This is a genomic window from Halopseudomonas litoralis (assembly GCF_900105005.1).
GTDB lineage: Bacteria > Pseudomonadota > Gammaproteobacteria > Pseudomonadales > Pseudomonadaceae > Halopseudomonas > Halopseudomonas litoralis.
Window position 1 is genome coordinate 1,384,554 of the sequence record NZ_LT629748.1, and the last position, 15,093, is coordinate 1,399,646.

The following is a 15,093-nucleotide window of genomic DNA, read 5'->3' on the forward strand; positions in this document are numbered from 1 at the left end:
TCATACAGCTTTCAACGTGATGCTTCGATCAGCCTGGTGTCTGCAAATGTCGTTGTCCGGTACCTGGCAGGGTTTGCAATGAGTGGCTGCGGTCGGTATCCATTCGATAGTCAGGCTGTTTGATCGTATCGACGAAGTGCCAGTCAGCGCGGGCCTGTTCCTGCGTCAAGGTGACAACCATGAAGCCACGCTGGTTGACGTTGAGGTATTGCAGGTCGTCGACCAGCATGGTGATGGCCTGTTCAGCTGGCTGGATCATTTCAGGTGGCAAGCTCAGATAGGCTTCCAGCCCCGGTGAACTCACCGATGCGGTGGCGAATTCGACACCTACCTGCTTGCCATCAACCGTCTTGAGATCACTGGCCCAGGCATTGTGCGTGTCGCCGGCCAGCACCACGAGGTTCTTGTTCAGGCTGGCGCAGGTTTCCAGAAGGACTTCGCGCTCGTAGGCATAGCCGTCCCAGGCATCCAGGTTATAGGGAATGAGTGTCGTGATCCGGGCAAGTTCTTGGGGTGTCAGCGTAGGATCATTGTTCTGCTGGCGTAGTTTGAGCGTGACCAGTTCGGTCAGCAGACCTGTTATGTCGGTTGATCCTGGAGCGGTCATGGTGGCGAGTATGGCTGCAAGCATCTCAGCAGGCACCAGCATGCGGCCCATCAACACCTGCTGACCGAGTAACTGCCAGGTGGCGGTCGAGGTCGCCAGCTGCGTTTGGAGCCAATCCAGTTGTCGCAGCCCCAGCATGGTTCGGTCAGTATCGGCCAGATCCGCGGCCAGGCGCGTGCCATCCATGCCACCGGCGGTCAGGTAGTTGGTGAAATTGAGCTGTTCATCGCGCCCGATGATGCGGGTATCGAGCATGTGAAGACTGACGAGATCAGCAAAGTCGAATCGTCGGTACGAGGTTTCTGTGTCGTGCTCGGAGGCCGGGCGTATCGGCTGCCATTCGAAGTAGGCCTGCAGCGCCGCCAGCTTGCGCTCGGCGAAGTCGCCTTCACCCTCGTTGTGGTTTTCCGCGCCCTCACGCCAGCTATCGTTGGCTATCTCATGATCATCCCAGACCAGAATCCACGGAACGCTGGCATGCAGCTGCTGCAGGTCAGGATCGGTGCGATACAGCGCATAGCGGCGTCGATAGTCCGTTAGGGTCAGGAGTTCACCTGCATTATCTGCAGCCAGTTGGCGACCCAGAGCCTGGGCATCTTCGCTGGCATAGCCGCCGGCCGCATACTCATAAATGTAGTCGCCCAGATGCACCACAGCATCAAGCTGCTCAACCTTGGCCGCTTCGGCATACACATGGAAATAGCCAGCGGGGAAATTGGAGCAGGACAGGACTGCCAGGCGCACTTGATCAATGCTGGCTGCGGGCAGGGTACGCATGCTACCGATAGGCGAGGTGGCTCCTGCGCAATGGAAACGGTAGTAATAGGTTTGACCGGGAAGCAGATTGAGTACGTCAACCTTGAGGGTGAAGTCCCGCTCGGCGCCCGTGTTGAAACTCCCATCATGCAGCAAGTCGGTAAACTCGGCGTCACTGGCAACTTCCCAACTGATCTCTATATCGCTCTGATCAGTATCCTGCGGAGTGACCCTGGTCCAGATCATGATCCGATCCTGAAGCGGATCACCACTGGCAACACCATGTAGAAAGGCTGCCTGCCGAGCTTGCTCATCGGCGCGACTACTGCTGCTACTGCTGAGGCAGCCTTGCAGCCCTGTGGAAATGGCGACTGTGCCCACGGTCGCCAGAGAAAGACGCAGAAAATCACGACGAGTAAAACGAGACATGGTACATCCTGTACTATCAGCTGGGTGATGCTGTCCGATGATCGCTGCTGATCATTTCACCTTCATGTACGTTTGAGTGCAATGCAGCGCTACACCGCTGCTATTTGCCTTCTTTCTTCTGCCCCTTCGGCAGCACCCTGGCCAGCTCGCTCAAGGCGACCTCGGCCTCTACCAGCTCTTGCTCTGAGGCTTCTGCCCATTGCAACGCCAATGGCTGCAGATCGCTCTCACGCTGCGTTGTGAGGCCCCATTGAAAGTGATCATGCCAGACACCGAGCGCAGCCTGAGCCTTCTTCAGCGAATTGGCTGCGGCAGCGGGTAGAGGAGATAGTTTCGGGAAAGCATCAGTGAGATAACGGGTACGCTTGACCAGAATACGCAGTTGGTGGCGGTCGAACTCGGCATCGTTCACCGCCGCATGCAGCTTGCCGATCTGCTTGACCAGCGCCTTGCTGATAATGCGCTTGAGCTCATGCGAATCCTTGCCCAGTTTCGATGCGCTGAATGCCGCAGGCCATCGCTCCAGTTCGGCAAACAGCTGCTGCAGCTCCTGTGCAGCGATAATCTGCTGATATTCGATCTGCAAGCGTGGGTGGCGGGCCTCGGCCAGCGGCTGATGACCGCGCTGCTGTAGCTCGCCGATCAACACTTCCAGATCCCGGGTAGGAGTAGTCAGCCGGCCAACTTCTGCTGCGGCCTCACGCAATGCCTGGCTTTCAGGCTGGGAGCGGAGAGGGGTGATCAGACTGCGGATACGCCTGACCGCGATGCGCAAGTCATGCAACGCCTCCTCATCCGCCGCATCATCCAAACGTCTATACGCTTCAAGCAGAGCCTCTTCGAGGCTGCGAATCTCTGCAACATAGCTGTCTGTAAACACTGTGGTGCACCCAACTACGAAATGGATCTGAATCAGGCTAGCAGAGATTAAGCAAAGCGGTAGGTAGTTCGCAGCCAGCGTAGCCGGGAAGATGCCGAGTTCGCTGCATACACTCACTGGCCTGCAGGACGAGCTTTCTGTACTCAATGTGCTGTTGAGTGCCCACAAGGCTGCAGGACTGACGCAGGCAGCAGGGTGCCGAACGGCCGTAAGCACTCACTATCCCTGGAGACGCTGCGCAAGTATGCACACGCATGCGGTAAGTCCCTGACAATTGGGATTTGGAAAGCGCAACAATGACCTGCCCAGATCCGCAGAACCCATGCTAAGCATAATCGAATGGTGGATCCGCCTGTCTCAGGTCCGGAAGAGAAAGCCGAGCGCTACCAAGCGACGCAGGAGTATGCTATCAGTTGGCTGGATACTGCGTTCTAGTTAGCTGAAGGGGGCAGGTTCGAGGGATTGGTTCGATTCTATAAGACAAGCAGGCTACGGTTAGCAGTAGTAAATGACCCGTAGCGACTGGTCGCGCTCGGCTGCTACCAGCCGTTGGTTGTAATATACAAATACTCGACAGTAGACGCTAAGAGGCTCCTATGGAACTGCGGCGGCAGCGCTGATGATCTCAGTCCACGACAAATAAATACAGCAATATCTTGGATATAAAAAGGTTTACTGATGACAGCAATTGCCTTGCTCGACGCTGAAAACTCTCCGTACTTAATTGCAGACACATTAGTTAGCGTGGAGACGGCGGATCCGAACCCGGAAAAGAAAATTTGGCTTCCTGCGTTAGGAAGCATTAACTCAGAATGGGGTACACCTCCAAATCTTTGGCATATTTCACGACTAGCCAGAAAAACCTATTTCTTGCCAAACAGTTCGGGAGTACTTGCTTTTTCTGGAAACTGCGCAGTCGCTGCGGATTTTCTAAGAGAGCTATCTAGGAAATTCTTGACATCTTACAGCTATGACCGATCACTTCGAATTTCACGCCAAACAATTGAAGATTCTTTGCAAAACTCTAGCAGAGTATGTGAATTTTCCTTGCTCGGAGTGCTTGCCCGAAGTGACGGATCCCGCGAGGCTTTCACACATAACGTACACAGCCAAATGGACACCATAAATTACGGAAAATGTTACACCGCCGGCAGTGGTGCAGAGCTTATCGCCAATATAATTACTTCAGTTGGCAATCAAAAACTGCGCGAGCATCTTCCTATTAGTCCAACTGAAGACTTGGCTGAATTAATTTCCAGTCAAATGCTCTTCCGAGAAAGAAACTTAGAAAACGGACATGCTCCGGGCACGCCAATTGATCTAGGTTGCGGTGGTTTCTATGAGTGGTACGCGATACGCGAAAACGGACCACATTCGATGCCGCCAAGAATAGACATCCACGTAAACTTTGACGAAGGCCGGCTATACATTTCGAGACTACACTTTAGCGAGCAGATGGAAAGTAGCGTTACTAGATTGATAGGCTCATCTCTTCCATCACAAGACTATTCGCTTATAGTTTATAACTTCGGCTTGCATTCGACAGAAATCCCTTTAAATATTGATGTCACAAATGAAATAAAGTATATGATCACTCAGGCGGCCGCAGTTTTTATAGAGTCTATTTTTAAGCCGAATCTCGAATTGAAAGGCAATCCTCGCCCAAGAATGTCCGGATTACTTACACCTGACTTAGTAGCACATTTGTTTGACGAGGAAATCGAGGTCCGACGTGCAAGAATAACGGTTTCCGCCCTTGGCCACACAGTTCAAGACGCCACTATCTCTACTCTTGACGCACCGCCTCAGGTGACTATAGGTCGAAGCGAAGAGAAAATATGCATTTCGTTAGGGGTTGAAATATTGGAGACAATTATAGACGCCCTTGCTCATCTCGCTCAAAACAACTCAACAATCAAGGACCAACTCCTCAGATCTGTATCGCAGTGTTGAACTCCGCTCAAAGCACTAGCATTAGCTTCGCGACTTTCAAGGGGGAAGCCTGAGTGCCTAGGGCGATATCTGACAAGGTTCTTACGCAAAGGCTCAAGGAAGTTCTGAGCTGGGTGGATGTGCGGCTGTTGGATCATCTCTTTGTAGGGGAAGGTAGCCATTTTCCTTTGCAGAAGCCTGGTTGCTATTAGTGATTGGCAACCTCGCTATCCAGCTGCGTTTTTCAGCCCGGTAGGCTGGCTCATATCCTTGAACAGGTTATGGGCCAGCCAGTCCTGGGAAGGGGACATTGTCACCTAACGAGGCCAGTCGCATGTGTATCAGCCCCTGCTGGCCAGCTCCCGTGACGATTGCTGGCCGGTGGGTGCGCTCATGGAGGGTGGTGCGAGCACCGGTAAGTGGCAGTCGCGCATGTCGCGCTTCTGTACGGTGTTACCCCACGAAACAAACCACATTAAAAATCACCGCAAGGTTCGGTCCGAGGCCGCTAGAAACGACTATATAGAGAGAGGGTAGATTTCCAGGAAAGGGGGTTTAAATAAGCCAGATAGTCAGAGAAGGGCCGTGCAAGACCCTTAAGAGCCATGACGGGACGGATGCGGTAGCTATCGGCTGAAGGACAAGAAAGCGGCTGGTCTCGCACCGATCTCAGCCAGCAGCCAAGAACTATTAACCAGCATGTAAACGCTAAGGGTGGGTCAGTTTTGGATCGGCGATATTGCTGATAAGTGGGCCACTTTTAAACCAGCGTTGACACTTATGTCCTTGTCAAGGGCTGCATAAGGAGAAAAAATGAACCACCTGATGTGGACTGCTCCGCGTGACGGACGTGATTGGGTAGATGATTCTGCTCTACGTGTAGTTGGCCTGCTCCGCAACACGGTGCCTGGGTCTGATTGGGTGGCCGTATGGATGCAGTGAGGGAACGATTCGAGGAGAGGAGGAAAGTATGGGCGCAGGGTCAGTCTGGGCCGCTTTTTGATCCCGAAGATGCAATATTCTGGTATCTCCTCCAAGCCACCGCATATGCCACCCCTGATCGTCGACATGATTACTTTGAACCTGATGCTTTCAGGATCAGTCCAGTATTCGCTCGGTTGGGTCAAATGCTTTCGCGGCTATCTAGTATCGTTGGTATTGAAGACCGACTTGAAACCTTGATGACCAAGGGGAAAAGTCAGCCGGATGCTGGGCTGTATGAGATTCTTGTTGCAGGTGCTTATAAGAGTCGAGGGTGGAATGTCGCATTTGTTCCCGAACAACCGGGCGTAGCCAAAGCTCAGGACTTACTTGTTACCAAAGGTCGCCACCGCTGGGCGGTGGAATGCAAGCGTGTAAATCGAAACAAATATGAAGAGCAGGAATATCAACGCGCCCTGGCCCTGGCTCGACCTATACACTCACTGGCCGAACAGCAGGGGGTATCAGTTCTGTGTGAGGTGATGTTTCTCATCGAGATGAAAGATGTGCCCGATGAATATTTGCAGGATCACTTGCGCGATTATTTATCTGGTCCGAGATCTTGTGTCTGGAAGGATGAGGTAAGCATCGGTTGCATTCAGAGTACTAGGCTCGATCTTCTGCAACAGGTATTGCAGTATGATCATGTATTTTACAACTCAAGCAGAATGGTTGAACTGCTTGCAGGTGGGTATCGGCAGGATTTCGACCACAGTGTTAAAGCACTCTGGGAACCTGCCCCCCAGCACCCAATTCATGCATCTTGGGTAAGCCAAGCCAGTGTGGTGAGCTGGCGTAGCGCGTCGCCTGAGGCAGCAGAGAGTAAAGCTCGTCATTTTCGGGCTCTCATTGCAAAAGCTACCAAGCAGTTGCCTTCCGACTATCCAGGTGTTGTGCATGTGGGCTATGAGGCGCTGGGCAACAACTCGGTGGATGAACAACGCCATATTCGTAATAGATTGGAGATGAAGCGATTTGATCCAATAGATTCCCGGTTACGCTGGGTATATGCCAATTACCTCATGCCTGAACATACCACGGCGAGAAATGAGAATTGGGCTGTCAGTGAAACCACTGCTTGTTACCGAATAGGGAAGCATCGAGTGCCTGAACCATTACCTGATCATATAATACTAGATCGAGAAGATGGGGAGCCGGGAGTTCATTGGCGAGGATAACGGATGAACTCGACTTCGGCATACCTACCCAGTAGCAAACATTTACGTCCTGTGTCTGGTGTCATTCCAGCGGGATTAGCACCCCGCTGGAATCCTATAAGCTCAAGCAGGAGCAGCACCCGCAGTAACTGCTGGGCCTGTTTTTCGCTTCTTTGCCGTGTCTTCTGAACGCTTATGGACTAGAGTACGCCAATTTTCTAGTGCGAGGATATCCACAAGCAATTCGTCCGGATCCGGAACGGCAACGCCACCCATCATTGCCTTGTCATGGGCATAGTTGGAGCATTTACTCATCCCTGAGTTTACCTGTGCATAGTCATCATCATTTACACTCACACCGGCTAAGCGCTGCGTTTCAACACCCTTCCGGAAGCGAAGAATGACTTCACGCAGAAGTACCTCTTCCACAGCTCGCTCCCAGGCCATACGCAGGCGGAAATATGCGTCAACGGTTTGCCTGTGATGCTCCTGCTCGTTACCTTCTCGGTACAGCTTGGCAATGACCTGCTGCTGCGCTTTCAGAGCGCCGATGCGCTTGCTCGCATTCTTACCCTCGAACGGTAACTCGGGATCCGCGATGCCATATCCTTCGGTGCGCCGTGTCAGGCTTTGCGTGACCACTGGGGCTCCAGCCTGTTTAGCTTCTTCGGCCAACAGACAAAGGAAATAGATGTCATGCGTGAAAATGATCACCTGCCGTTGTGCTGCCTCAGCAGCAAGACGTTTGGCTACACGTTCACGCCGCCGGTGATCAAGAGATGACACCGGATCGTCGAAGACGATTCCCCCTGTACCACCGCTAAGTCCAACCTCCGCCAGAAATGAACCGATGGCGATGGCACGTTGCTCGCCTTCGCTCAGTATCTCACCCGGGCTGCGGGCCTGTGGGAGTTCTAATTTCAGTTTGTGCAGTGCCTTCCCTCGATTAGCACGGCTTTGAAGAGACACTTTGAGATTACCCACTCCAAGGGATTTGAATTCTCGGTTCAACGCATCAGCCAAATCCTTGGAGACAACCTTTTCCGCTAGCTCAGATGCCTTGTTGGATATGGCGTTTGTCCTGACAGCAGTCAGGCACTTTTTCAGTTTCCCTTGGTGTACAAGTTTTGCTACAGCAGTAATAACTGCATTCTTGACCTGGCTGAGCTTTACGCGGGCATCCAACTCATCAAGTTGGCTCTGTAGCGCAGTGCGGGCAGCTTCGTCTGCAGCTTTCTCCAACGCTTCAACTTCGGTATTCAGTTTCTCGGCAAGTAATTGGAACCGTAGGGTCGGGCTGACCAGAGGCTGATCCAGGCCACCCCAGTCATGGGAAACAATCGCAGCCTTGATTGCTTCATGACGGCTTTTCAATGCAGCCTCGTAAACCTTGGAGTCGGCCACTAGGTTTGGATCGATCTCTTGTATCTCCGCTTGAGTTGCCTCATCAATATTCAATGCCATAATCAACGCGTCGAATGGGCGATACTCTGCAACGAGCGCCTGGCGCCGCGCTAGAACTGTTTTTTCCGCTTCTGCCTGAATGAAGGCTTCAAACCTCAGTAGCCGCTCGGCTCCCGCAGCCAGCGGTTGTTGGCATAATGGGCACTCCGCATCTGCCCCCAGAGCTGGAAACTGCCTGTCTGGATGTGCTTCTAGCGCAAACTTCCGGGCTGCATCGAACAGCTCCCGCCAGGCGTCACCCCCAGTCCCTGGCAACAGGTTTTCCCCCTCTTTGAAGTTCTTGGCAGCAAGAGCGGCAACATCTTGTGCCGTGCGAAAATCATTGGCCAGGGTTTTGAGCTTAGCAATGGCTTCAGGTCCAACAGCGGCGCCTTTCTCGGCTGTTGTCTTGGCGATTGTCGCAACACGGCGTGCGCGTAAGCGCAAGAGACCAGCCTTCTCCTTCGGGTTGTTCTCTTTAAGACTTTTCTCCAAGGTTTCCCGCAGCTCAATTTCTTCTGGTTTGAGCATGGCGAGCGCCTCAATCTTTGCCGTGTCTGTTTTTGCAGAGAGAGTTGCGATCAGCTTTCCGACGGCCGATTCCCCCTGTAAATGTGCAAACGCCCCGGTATCCACTGAGGACTGCTTCTGTTCTACCTCAATGGCTGTCTTGAGGTGCTGGCAAACCTTGGCAAGCGCCTGGAATACATCCAGGCCATAGGGCACGTATGAGAAGTCATCTTCATTATCCAGATATGCTCTCGCGCAATGAGCATCAAAAATGGAGAATGATGACAGCTCAGGAGGTGCTTCTTTACCTTGTTGCCAGAGCACCTCCTCAAGATTCCCATCAATGGATAGATCGAAACTCGCCTGCGCGGTGCCAGCCTGTGCCAACGGCACGTTAGCATTGGGATGGATAGGCTCTGACTGATCGCGAGCTCGGCAGGCGCGCTTGAGAACCCGCGAGTAGCCTGATTTACCGGAGCCATTGTCGCCATATATGACCGTCATGCCGGAGGGCCCTACTGCAAGTTGCTGATTTTCTGCAATTGCATTGACGTTACGCAGGTTTTTTATGGCATGAAGCTCGATATGTGTAGTTCTCTTGACCAGTGCTGGTACCTGATCAGCAGACAATGGCTGGGGCTGGCGATTCTTGGGATCAGGTATACCATGAGCCTGTTTGAGAAGGGCGTATAGGTCCTCATGATCTTCCGGCGTCAGCACTTGTTTTGCCAGCAAGCGGGAAACAGCGTCACTCTGCCATGCTGGGAGTTCTTTTGTCCAAGCCAATATTTCTTGCAAGATAGCCATGTACTTTTCCTGTCCAAGTTTTTTGTTGGAAAGCATAAAACATATGTCTTGCTGGGAAGCGGTAGTAGCCCAATTCCGCAGGATACCCCAAAACCCTGAATCTCCCGCTAGTGTGCTACCGCTGTACCAAGCTATTGCTGTTGAACGCTTTTTACTCTTTCCTTGTACTGCAACGATGATGGGGCGGCAGGATAGTTACCTATCTGTCGTCAGGTTCAACACCTGCTGGTGATGGGGTCTGGTTTCTCCCGAGGCGAAGCCCGGGGGTGGTTTTTACCGATGGGCTGTTTTGACTTTGCGTTGCTTGAAATTGGCCGTCTTGTTGTAGCTCAGTCTGCTCAGAGGACACTTGGTTGTTGGCGAGTGGGTTATTTCTATCCTTGCCTATAGAGGTGTGGTCAGGTCTTGTAATTAGTTCCGCACCAGGAATGTTGAGGCCTCTGGATGTAGTCCTATTATCTGAGTCACCTGTATTTGAATCACCAATGTCATTTTCTTCGTTTGGTTCGGTTGTGTCAGCTGGTTCATCAGTTAATCCAATAAATTCAAACAGAACCGCCCTATACCCAATAGCCAGCGGTTTGGAAAACACTTGAGTAAGCGTTATACCCGAACTGGATGATCGCGTGACATGGCCAGTTACGCCGGGTGCGCTTGGTGCAACCGCTTTACCTAAAGTCTCGATGTTGGTTGTGATCTCTTGCAGCTCGTGCTTGAGCTCGTCAATCTTGGTCTTTTGCTCGGATGACTTTTGATCCACCTGCTCTGGAGGTGAGGTAGACGAGGACAGTGATTGGATTCTCCTTTCTAACTCTGATTTCTTTTTGGATAGGTCAATCATTGCCATTGTGGCGCCCGAGAGTTGTGTCGAAAATGCTTTTGATGCTGAGATCGAAACATTGATTGACCTAGCATAATGCACTTCTGAGATAACAGCCATAATTGGAGTTATTGATTGGCTATCCTTATCGGGAAGTGCCTGAGTTTCTGCCAGTGCCTTGATATTGCCGTACTCGGTCTTGTAATGATTATCCCAATACTCTTCGAAAAGACTGATCAGGTGCTTGGTTTTTACGCTTAGCACCTCCGCGCTAGGTACTGAGTAAGTTATATGATTCTGGGCGTTCTTTCCCCCGCCCCAGCGCGCGCCAAATCCACTATTCACGATATTTGCCCCTAACGCAGATTGAGACAGAGATGCAAAGGAAAATGAGGGGAATGCAGTGGACTCACTCAGCAGGAAATCCGTCGAAGAACTAACGTCACACTTGAAGTGAGAATACATGATTTTGGGTGGAGCCCAGGGATCTGTTTTTTCACCATCCAGTGGATAGCCCTTCGTTAAAGGCAAGTCGGGTTTGGGATTGCTATTTCCAAATACCTTGCAGTAGTCCAAGTGGTCATAATAGATGGGGTGGATGTTGTAAAACTCAACAGGCACGGATTGTTGGCTCACCTCTGATTTAGGGGAGTAAGCGGCGAGCAATACAATATCGCCAGGATAGAACCCTTCTCTCAGAGGGTAAATCGGCATGATCCCCAACTGGGATGTGTTTTCAGACCATTGCTTAGCGACAGTGCCTGGCGTCATGGTATGTGATCCGCAGCCGCTGAGGATCAATAACGACAAAAGGGTGGTGGCTGCGGGTTTCAGATTTACAAATCGTTTTAAGTTTGTTGTTTTCATAATATTACCATCCGTGTGCTGGCGCCGCGCTATCACTCTTATAGCCCGAATTTCTACTTTGTTCAAATCACCAATGAGAAACATGGCTGCGTCGTAGAGCGCGATTCTTGCTTTGGTTTGTGACGGATATGTTAAAAAAGTTACGTAGTTTTGGGGTTGTTTGTGAAGAGCCTGTTTTTCTGGAAAGAAACTAGAAATGTGGTCCGGGTTGGGAGGTGCTAAGCGCCGCAGGCGGGAACGGGGTAGGTGTGGAAGGTGAGGTGGTAATGTAGAGGATACATTGCCTATAAATCAGGCGCGAGCCGATCCGGCTGCTGACGCTAACTATCATGCAAGGCCGCACCGGGCAGTGGGGGGGGGGCGTGGCGGCGCAGGCAACGAAAAGCCCGGCAACAATGCCGGGCTTTCGACGGGGATGCTGATCCTTCAGCGAGCACTAATCCTTCAGTAAGTACTAATCCTTTAGTGGTGGGGATCTTACACCGCTATGTATTACAGCGAGGTGACAGCGGGCGAGCGAAATGCTGAGCTGGATCAGCTACCGTGATTTCATCAATGAAAATTCTACGTAGCTCTCCACCCAAACATGAAACAAATCACACTTTAAACCCACCGTACATAAAAAACCAAAAAATTAGTTCGGTCTGAAGGCCCAGAAAGCGACTTATATAGAGAGAGCCTGTTAATGCACGCGAGTCTGGTAATTACTGCCAGACAACACGAGGTATAAATGAGTCAGACATTCAGCTCGGTGCCGTTCAAGACCTTTGAAACTTGCATCCGCACTGTTCCGATACGCCTGCGCGACTATAACGCTGCCGATCCACACGTCTTCAGCCGGGCGGTCTCTCGTGTCCGTAACGATCTGGTTGTGTACGGGGCATACGCATACAAGGAACTGCCCGGGCCGCTGCATGTCAATCACCATATTTGGCAATATGCAGGCCAGATCACCAGCGGCGGGCATGAACAGTTTGTAGCCAATTGCGGCTGGTCGCGTAACAGGCAAGACGAGCTGGATACCGCATTGGGTGCGATAGGCGCCACCGCCCATCAGCAGTTGTTTCGCGAAGTGGCCGCGTACATCAATTCCTCGGACGCCATATTGGCTGATGTCATGGCCCGTGGTGGCTTTGACCACCCGGAACATGGCTGCGTCGACCCCTGGCTCATCAACAAGGACAACGCGTTCCGTGAATTGATCAGGGATCAGGATCTCATGGCGCTGCTGTGTGCCTGGCTGAAACAGCATCCAGCCATTCAACCGGTACATGACCTCCAGTGGAAATTCAGCATGTCTGACCTCATCGAAGACAATCCCCTGCGTGAAGCAAGACTGGCCAAATCGGGGCAGGCGAATAGATCCTTTCTCAAGGAACTGACCGACAATGCACCGATGAAAATGACCCGCCATGAGTACGCAGCCAGCATAGCCAAACGGCACGGCATCGAGCTGCCCAGGCTGGCCCAGGGCATATGGAAGGACGTCATCAACGGCGAGGAGTGCCTTGTTGCGCATTACGTCAAAGGCAAAGAGGACTTTGTCGCAATCTACTCGCGGTCTGCTGCGGGGCTTTATCAACTCAGGAAGAAGCTGTTCGGACAGGGATTGACCATGGGCCGGAAGCTGGGCATCGCCAGAATAGAATACAAAGAGGTGTGATCCCCCATAACAAAACAAAAGGTCTAACACGTTCGATCCAGGTGCGCGTAGCCGGTAGCCCCGGCGTCAACTCCGAGGAAAGCGAATATGGCCAGGTACGAGCATCGCAATGCAGCAACCCCTGCAACCGAAACTCAGCTGCGCGACCAGGCCTTGCGCTGGTTGGTACGTTTGACCTCTGGGCATGTCTCCGCCACGGACGCGAACGCGTTTCGCCGTTGGTGCGCACTCAGTGAAGAGCATCGGCGCGCTTTTGCGCTTGTCAAACGAGTGTGGGATGCCCTTGGTCAATTCGGAGGGCAGGGCGCGCCGTCGGAATCATCCAATATCATCCCCATTATTTCCCGCCGCATAAAAAACAGCAGAAAAACCTGATTGCTGCCTGCGTTAATACAATATCGCCATGTTACGTAACTTCTGAAACACGGCCGTCATGTTTCAGCGGGTAGAGTTCGCCTTTCTGTTTATAGAGATATCCCTGTTTTATATCGATTTGGTGTTTTTCTATTTAATGTCAACGGCTTGCGACTGCATTTTAAGTGTCGGCTTGATGGCTGGCTGATTCTTTGATTTTTTTTGAAAGTAATGTGTTTTTTCCTGTGTGTTATGTAATTTTTTTAGTGGGATTGTCACACGGTATCGGCAATCTAGAACTGTCACCGAGTGGTGGCGAGGTGCATGAAGGGCGACCTGGCTAATAGTCCACGATTGCCCGGGCTGTAAAACGGTAAACAAGTAATTCCGATCTTTCCTACTATCTGTAAGGAGTTTTGGTAATGACTAAGTTTCGTATGAGCGCTCTGTCCGCTCTGGTTGCAGTAGGTGTTATGGGTATGGCTGGCGCTGCTTCGGCAGACGGCGTTGTCGGTGGCGGTGCCACCCTGCCGGAAGATCTGTACAACGGTCCGAATAACACTGATGGTATTCTGACCGGCTCGGTTCCGGACTTTGAGTTCTATACCGGTGTTGGTAGCGGTGCTGGCAAGCGCGCCTTCTTCAACAACGACGCTACCGAGTTTGATCTTGCTGCGGGCACCACCGTTGACTACGCCGGCAGTGATTCGCTGGTGACTGCGACTGAAGCTGAGGACTATGCCGACCATTTGACTCTGGGTGAGGCCAGCTTTGGTCCGCTGATCCAGGTGCCCTCGGTTCTCACTTCGGTGACTGTGCCTTTCAACGTACCAGGGCTTGGCACGTTGGATTTGACCAGCGAGCAACTGGCGCTGATTTTTGCTGATCCCGCAGTTGTAAACTGGAACGATTCGGGTCTGGCTATCCCGAATGCGCCAGCTACGCCGATCACGGTTGTTTATCGCACCGATGGTAGCGGCACCACCGAAATCTTCCTGCGCCACCTCAATGCTATCAACCCCGCCCTGGTTTCCCAGGTGAGTAACAGTTTCTCTGGCACCATTGACGTCAGTAGCCCGAAATACGTCGGCGCTAACGGCAGCGATGGTGTAGTGACAGCGCTGGGTGAAAATGATTACTCCATCACCTACGTCAGCCCGGACAAGGTCGATTACGACAACCCAGCTGAAGTTGCATCGATCAACGGCGACCTTCCAACTGAGGTCAACGTACAGAGCGCCCTCACTGGTATTCTTCCGCCCATATTGAGTGCAAGGAATGACGCTGTGAACTGGGGCATCGGTTACGTGGCATCGGGCGTCAGCCCTATTGCCAATCCAGCCCAAGGTTACCCGATCGTCGGCGCTACCAACCTGATCTTCAGCCAGTGCTATCTGGATGGTGCTGATTCGAACAAGATTCGTACCTTCTTCGATCAGCATTACGCCTCTGGTTCGACCGTGAATGATGCGGCGATTACTGCAGGTTCGTTCATCAAACTGCCGGAGAACTGGAGATCTGCTGTCTACAATGCGTTCTATACTCAAAGCAGTGCCCTGAGCGTTGGTAATGCCAACGTATGTAACGGCAAAGGTCGTCCGCTGTAAGGCGCGTCCCGGCTTTGAGTGAGTCATCTAAGTTTCCCTAGCAACTCAAAGCCGCTTCAGGCCGGGCAGGTATTCGTATCTGCCCGGCCTTTTTTGATTGTGCTTGCCCACCCCAGGCCTGCACCACCATACAAGTCGTTCCCGCGCAGGCGGGAATCCAGCGCCCTGATCAAGGCGGTTCTATTAAATTTCCATGACATGGTTCGGTCGAGCTGTTCGCCAAACGACTTATATAAAGAAGCGAATTCCCATCGCCAACCAAATAACCGTACTTATCAGC

General features: G+C 52.2%; 10 protein-coding genes and 1 pseudogene. 7 read left to right on the forward strand and 4 right to left on the reverse strand.

The features are described 5' to 3' along the window. Positions 1–28 precede the first annotated feature (28 nt). Both BLU11_RS06745 and BLU11_RS06750 read right to left on the reverse strand, forming a co-directional pair. On the reverse strand, positions 29–1,792 hold the full coding sequence (locus BLU11_RS06745; RefSeq protein WP_090272626.1) for an alkaline phosphatase D family protein: 1,764 nt from the start codon (positions 1,790–1,792) through the stop codon (positions 29–31). Between the two features lie 100 nt (positions 1,793–1,892). Further along, positions 1,893–2,672 carry a CHAD domain-containing protein gene (locus tag BLU11_RS06750; RefSeq protein ID WP_090272627.1) on the reverse strand — a complete coding sequence of 260 codons (780 nt, stop codon included), beginning with the start codon at positions 2,670–2,672 and terminating at the stop codon, positions 1,893–1,895. A 678-nt stretch (positions 2,673–3,350) separates the two neighbouring features. On the opposite strand from BLU11_RS06750, the gene BLU11_RS19215 reads away from it, so the two are divergent. The 4 genes and pseudogenes from BLU11_RS19215 (at position 3,351) to BLU11_RS06770 (ending at position 6,763) form a co-directional block, all read left to right on the forward strand. Next, positions 3,351–4,625, forward strand: a complete 1,275-nt coding sequence (locus BLU11_RS19215; protein ID WP_157718585.1) for a hypothetical protein — start codon at positions 3,351–3,353, stop codon at positions 4,623–4,625. 119 nt (positions 4,626–4,744) lie between these two features. Next, positions 4,745–4,816, forward strand: a complete 72-nt coding sequence (locus BLU11_RS19510) for a hypothetical protein (protein WP_407920250.1) — start codon at positions 4,745–4,747, stop codon at positions 4,814–4,816. 91 nt (positions 4,817–4,907) lie between these two features. Then, a pseudogene (locus BLU11_RS19795) lies at positions 4,908–5,141 on the forward strand (hypothetical protein); the annotation flags it as partial. A gap of 392 nt (positions 5,142–5,533) precedes the next feature. Continuing rightward, positions 5,534–6,763 (forward strand): hypothetical protein, encoded by a 1,230-nt coding sequence (locus BLU11_RS06770; RefSeq protein WP_231702281.1) that lies wholly within the window; start codon positions 5,534–5,536, stop codon positions 6,761–6,763. Between the two features lie 102 nt (positions 6,764–6,865). On the opposite strand, the gene BLU11_RS06775 is transcribed toward BLU11_RS06770, so the two are convergent. Further along, positions 6,866–9,502, reverse strand: a complete 2,637-nt coding sequence (locus BLU11_RS06775; RefSeq protein WP_090272630.1) for an AAA family ATPase — start codon at positions 9,500–9,502, stop codon at positions 6,866–6,868. A gap of 199 nt (positions 9,503–9,701) precedes the next feature. After that, the gene (locus tag BLU11_RS06780) at positions 9,702–11,189 is read right to left on the reverse strand and encodes a BAR domain-containing protein (RefSeq protein ID WP_172828674.1); all 1,488 of its coding nucleotides are present in this window, start codon (positions 11,187–11,189) and stop codon (positions 9,702–9,704) included. A 730-nt stretch (positions 11,190–11,919) separates the two neighbouring features. On the opposite strand from BLU11_RS06780, the gene BLU11_RS06785 reads away from it, so the two are divergent. From BLU11_RS06785 to BLU11_RS06795, 3 genes are all read left to right on the forward strand, one after another. Continuing rightward, a complete protein-coding gene (locus tag BLU11_RS06785; protein ID WP_090272632.1) occupies positions 11,920–12,852 on the forward strand; it encodes a DMP19 family protein in 933 nt (310 codons plus the stop codon). An 87-nt stretch (positions 12,853–12,939) separates the two neighbouring features. Beyond that, on the forward strand, positions 12,940–13,227 hold the full coding sequence (locus BLU11_RS06790; RefSeq protein WP_090272633.1) for a FecR/PupR family sigma factor regulator: 288 nt from the start codon (positions 12,940–12,942) through the stop codon (positions 13,225–13,227). Between the two features lie 401 nt (positions 13,228–13,628). Next, positions 13,629–14,813 (forward strand): substrate-binding domain-containing protein, encoded by a 1,185-nt coding sequence (locus BLU11_RS06795; protein WP_090272634.1) that lies wholly within the window; start codon positions 13,629–13,631, stop codon positions 14,811–14,813. Positions 14,814–15,093: the final 280 nt, after the last annotated feature.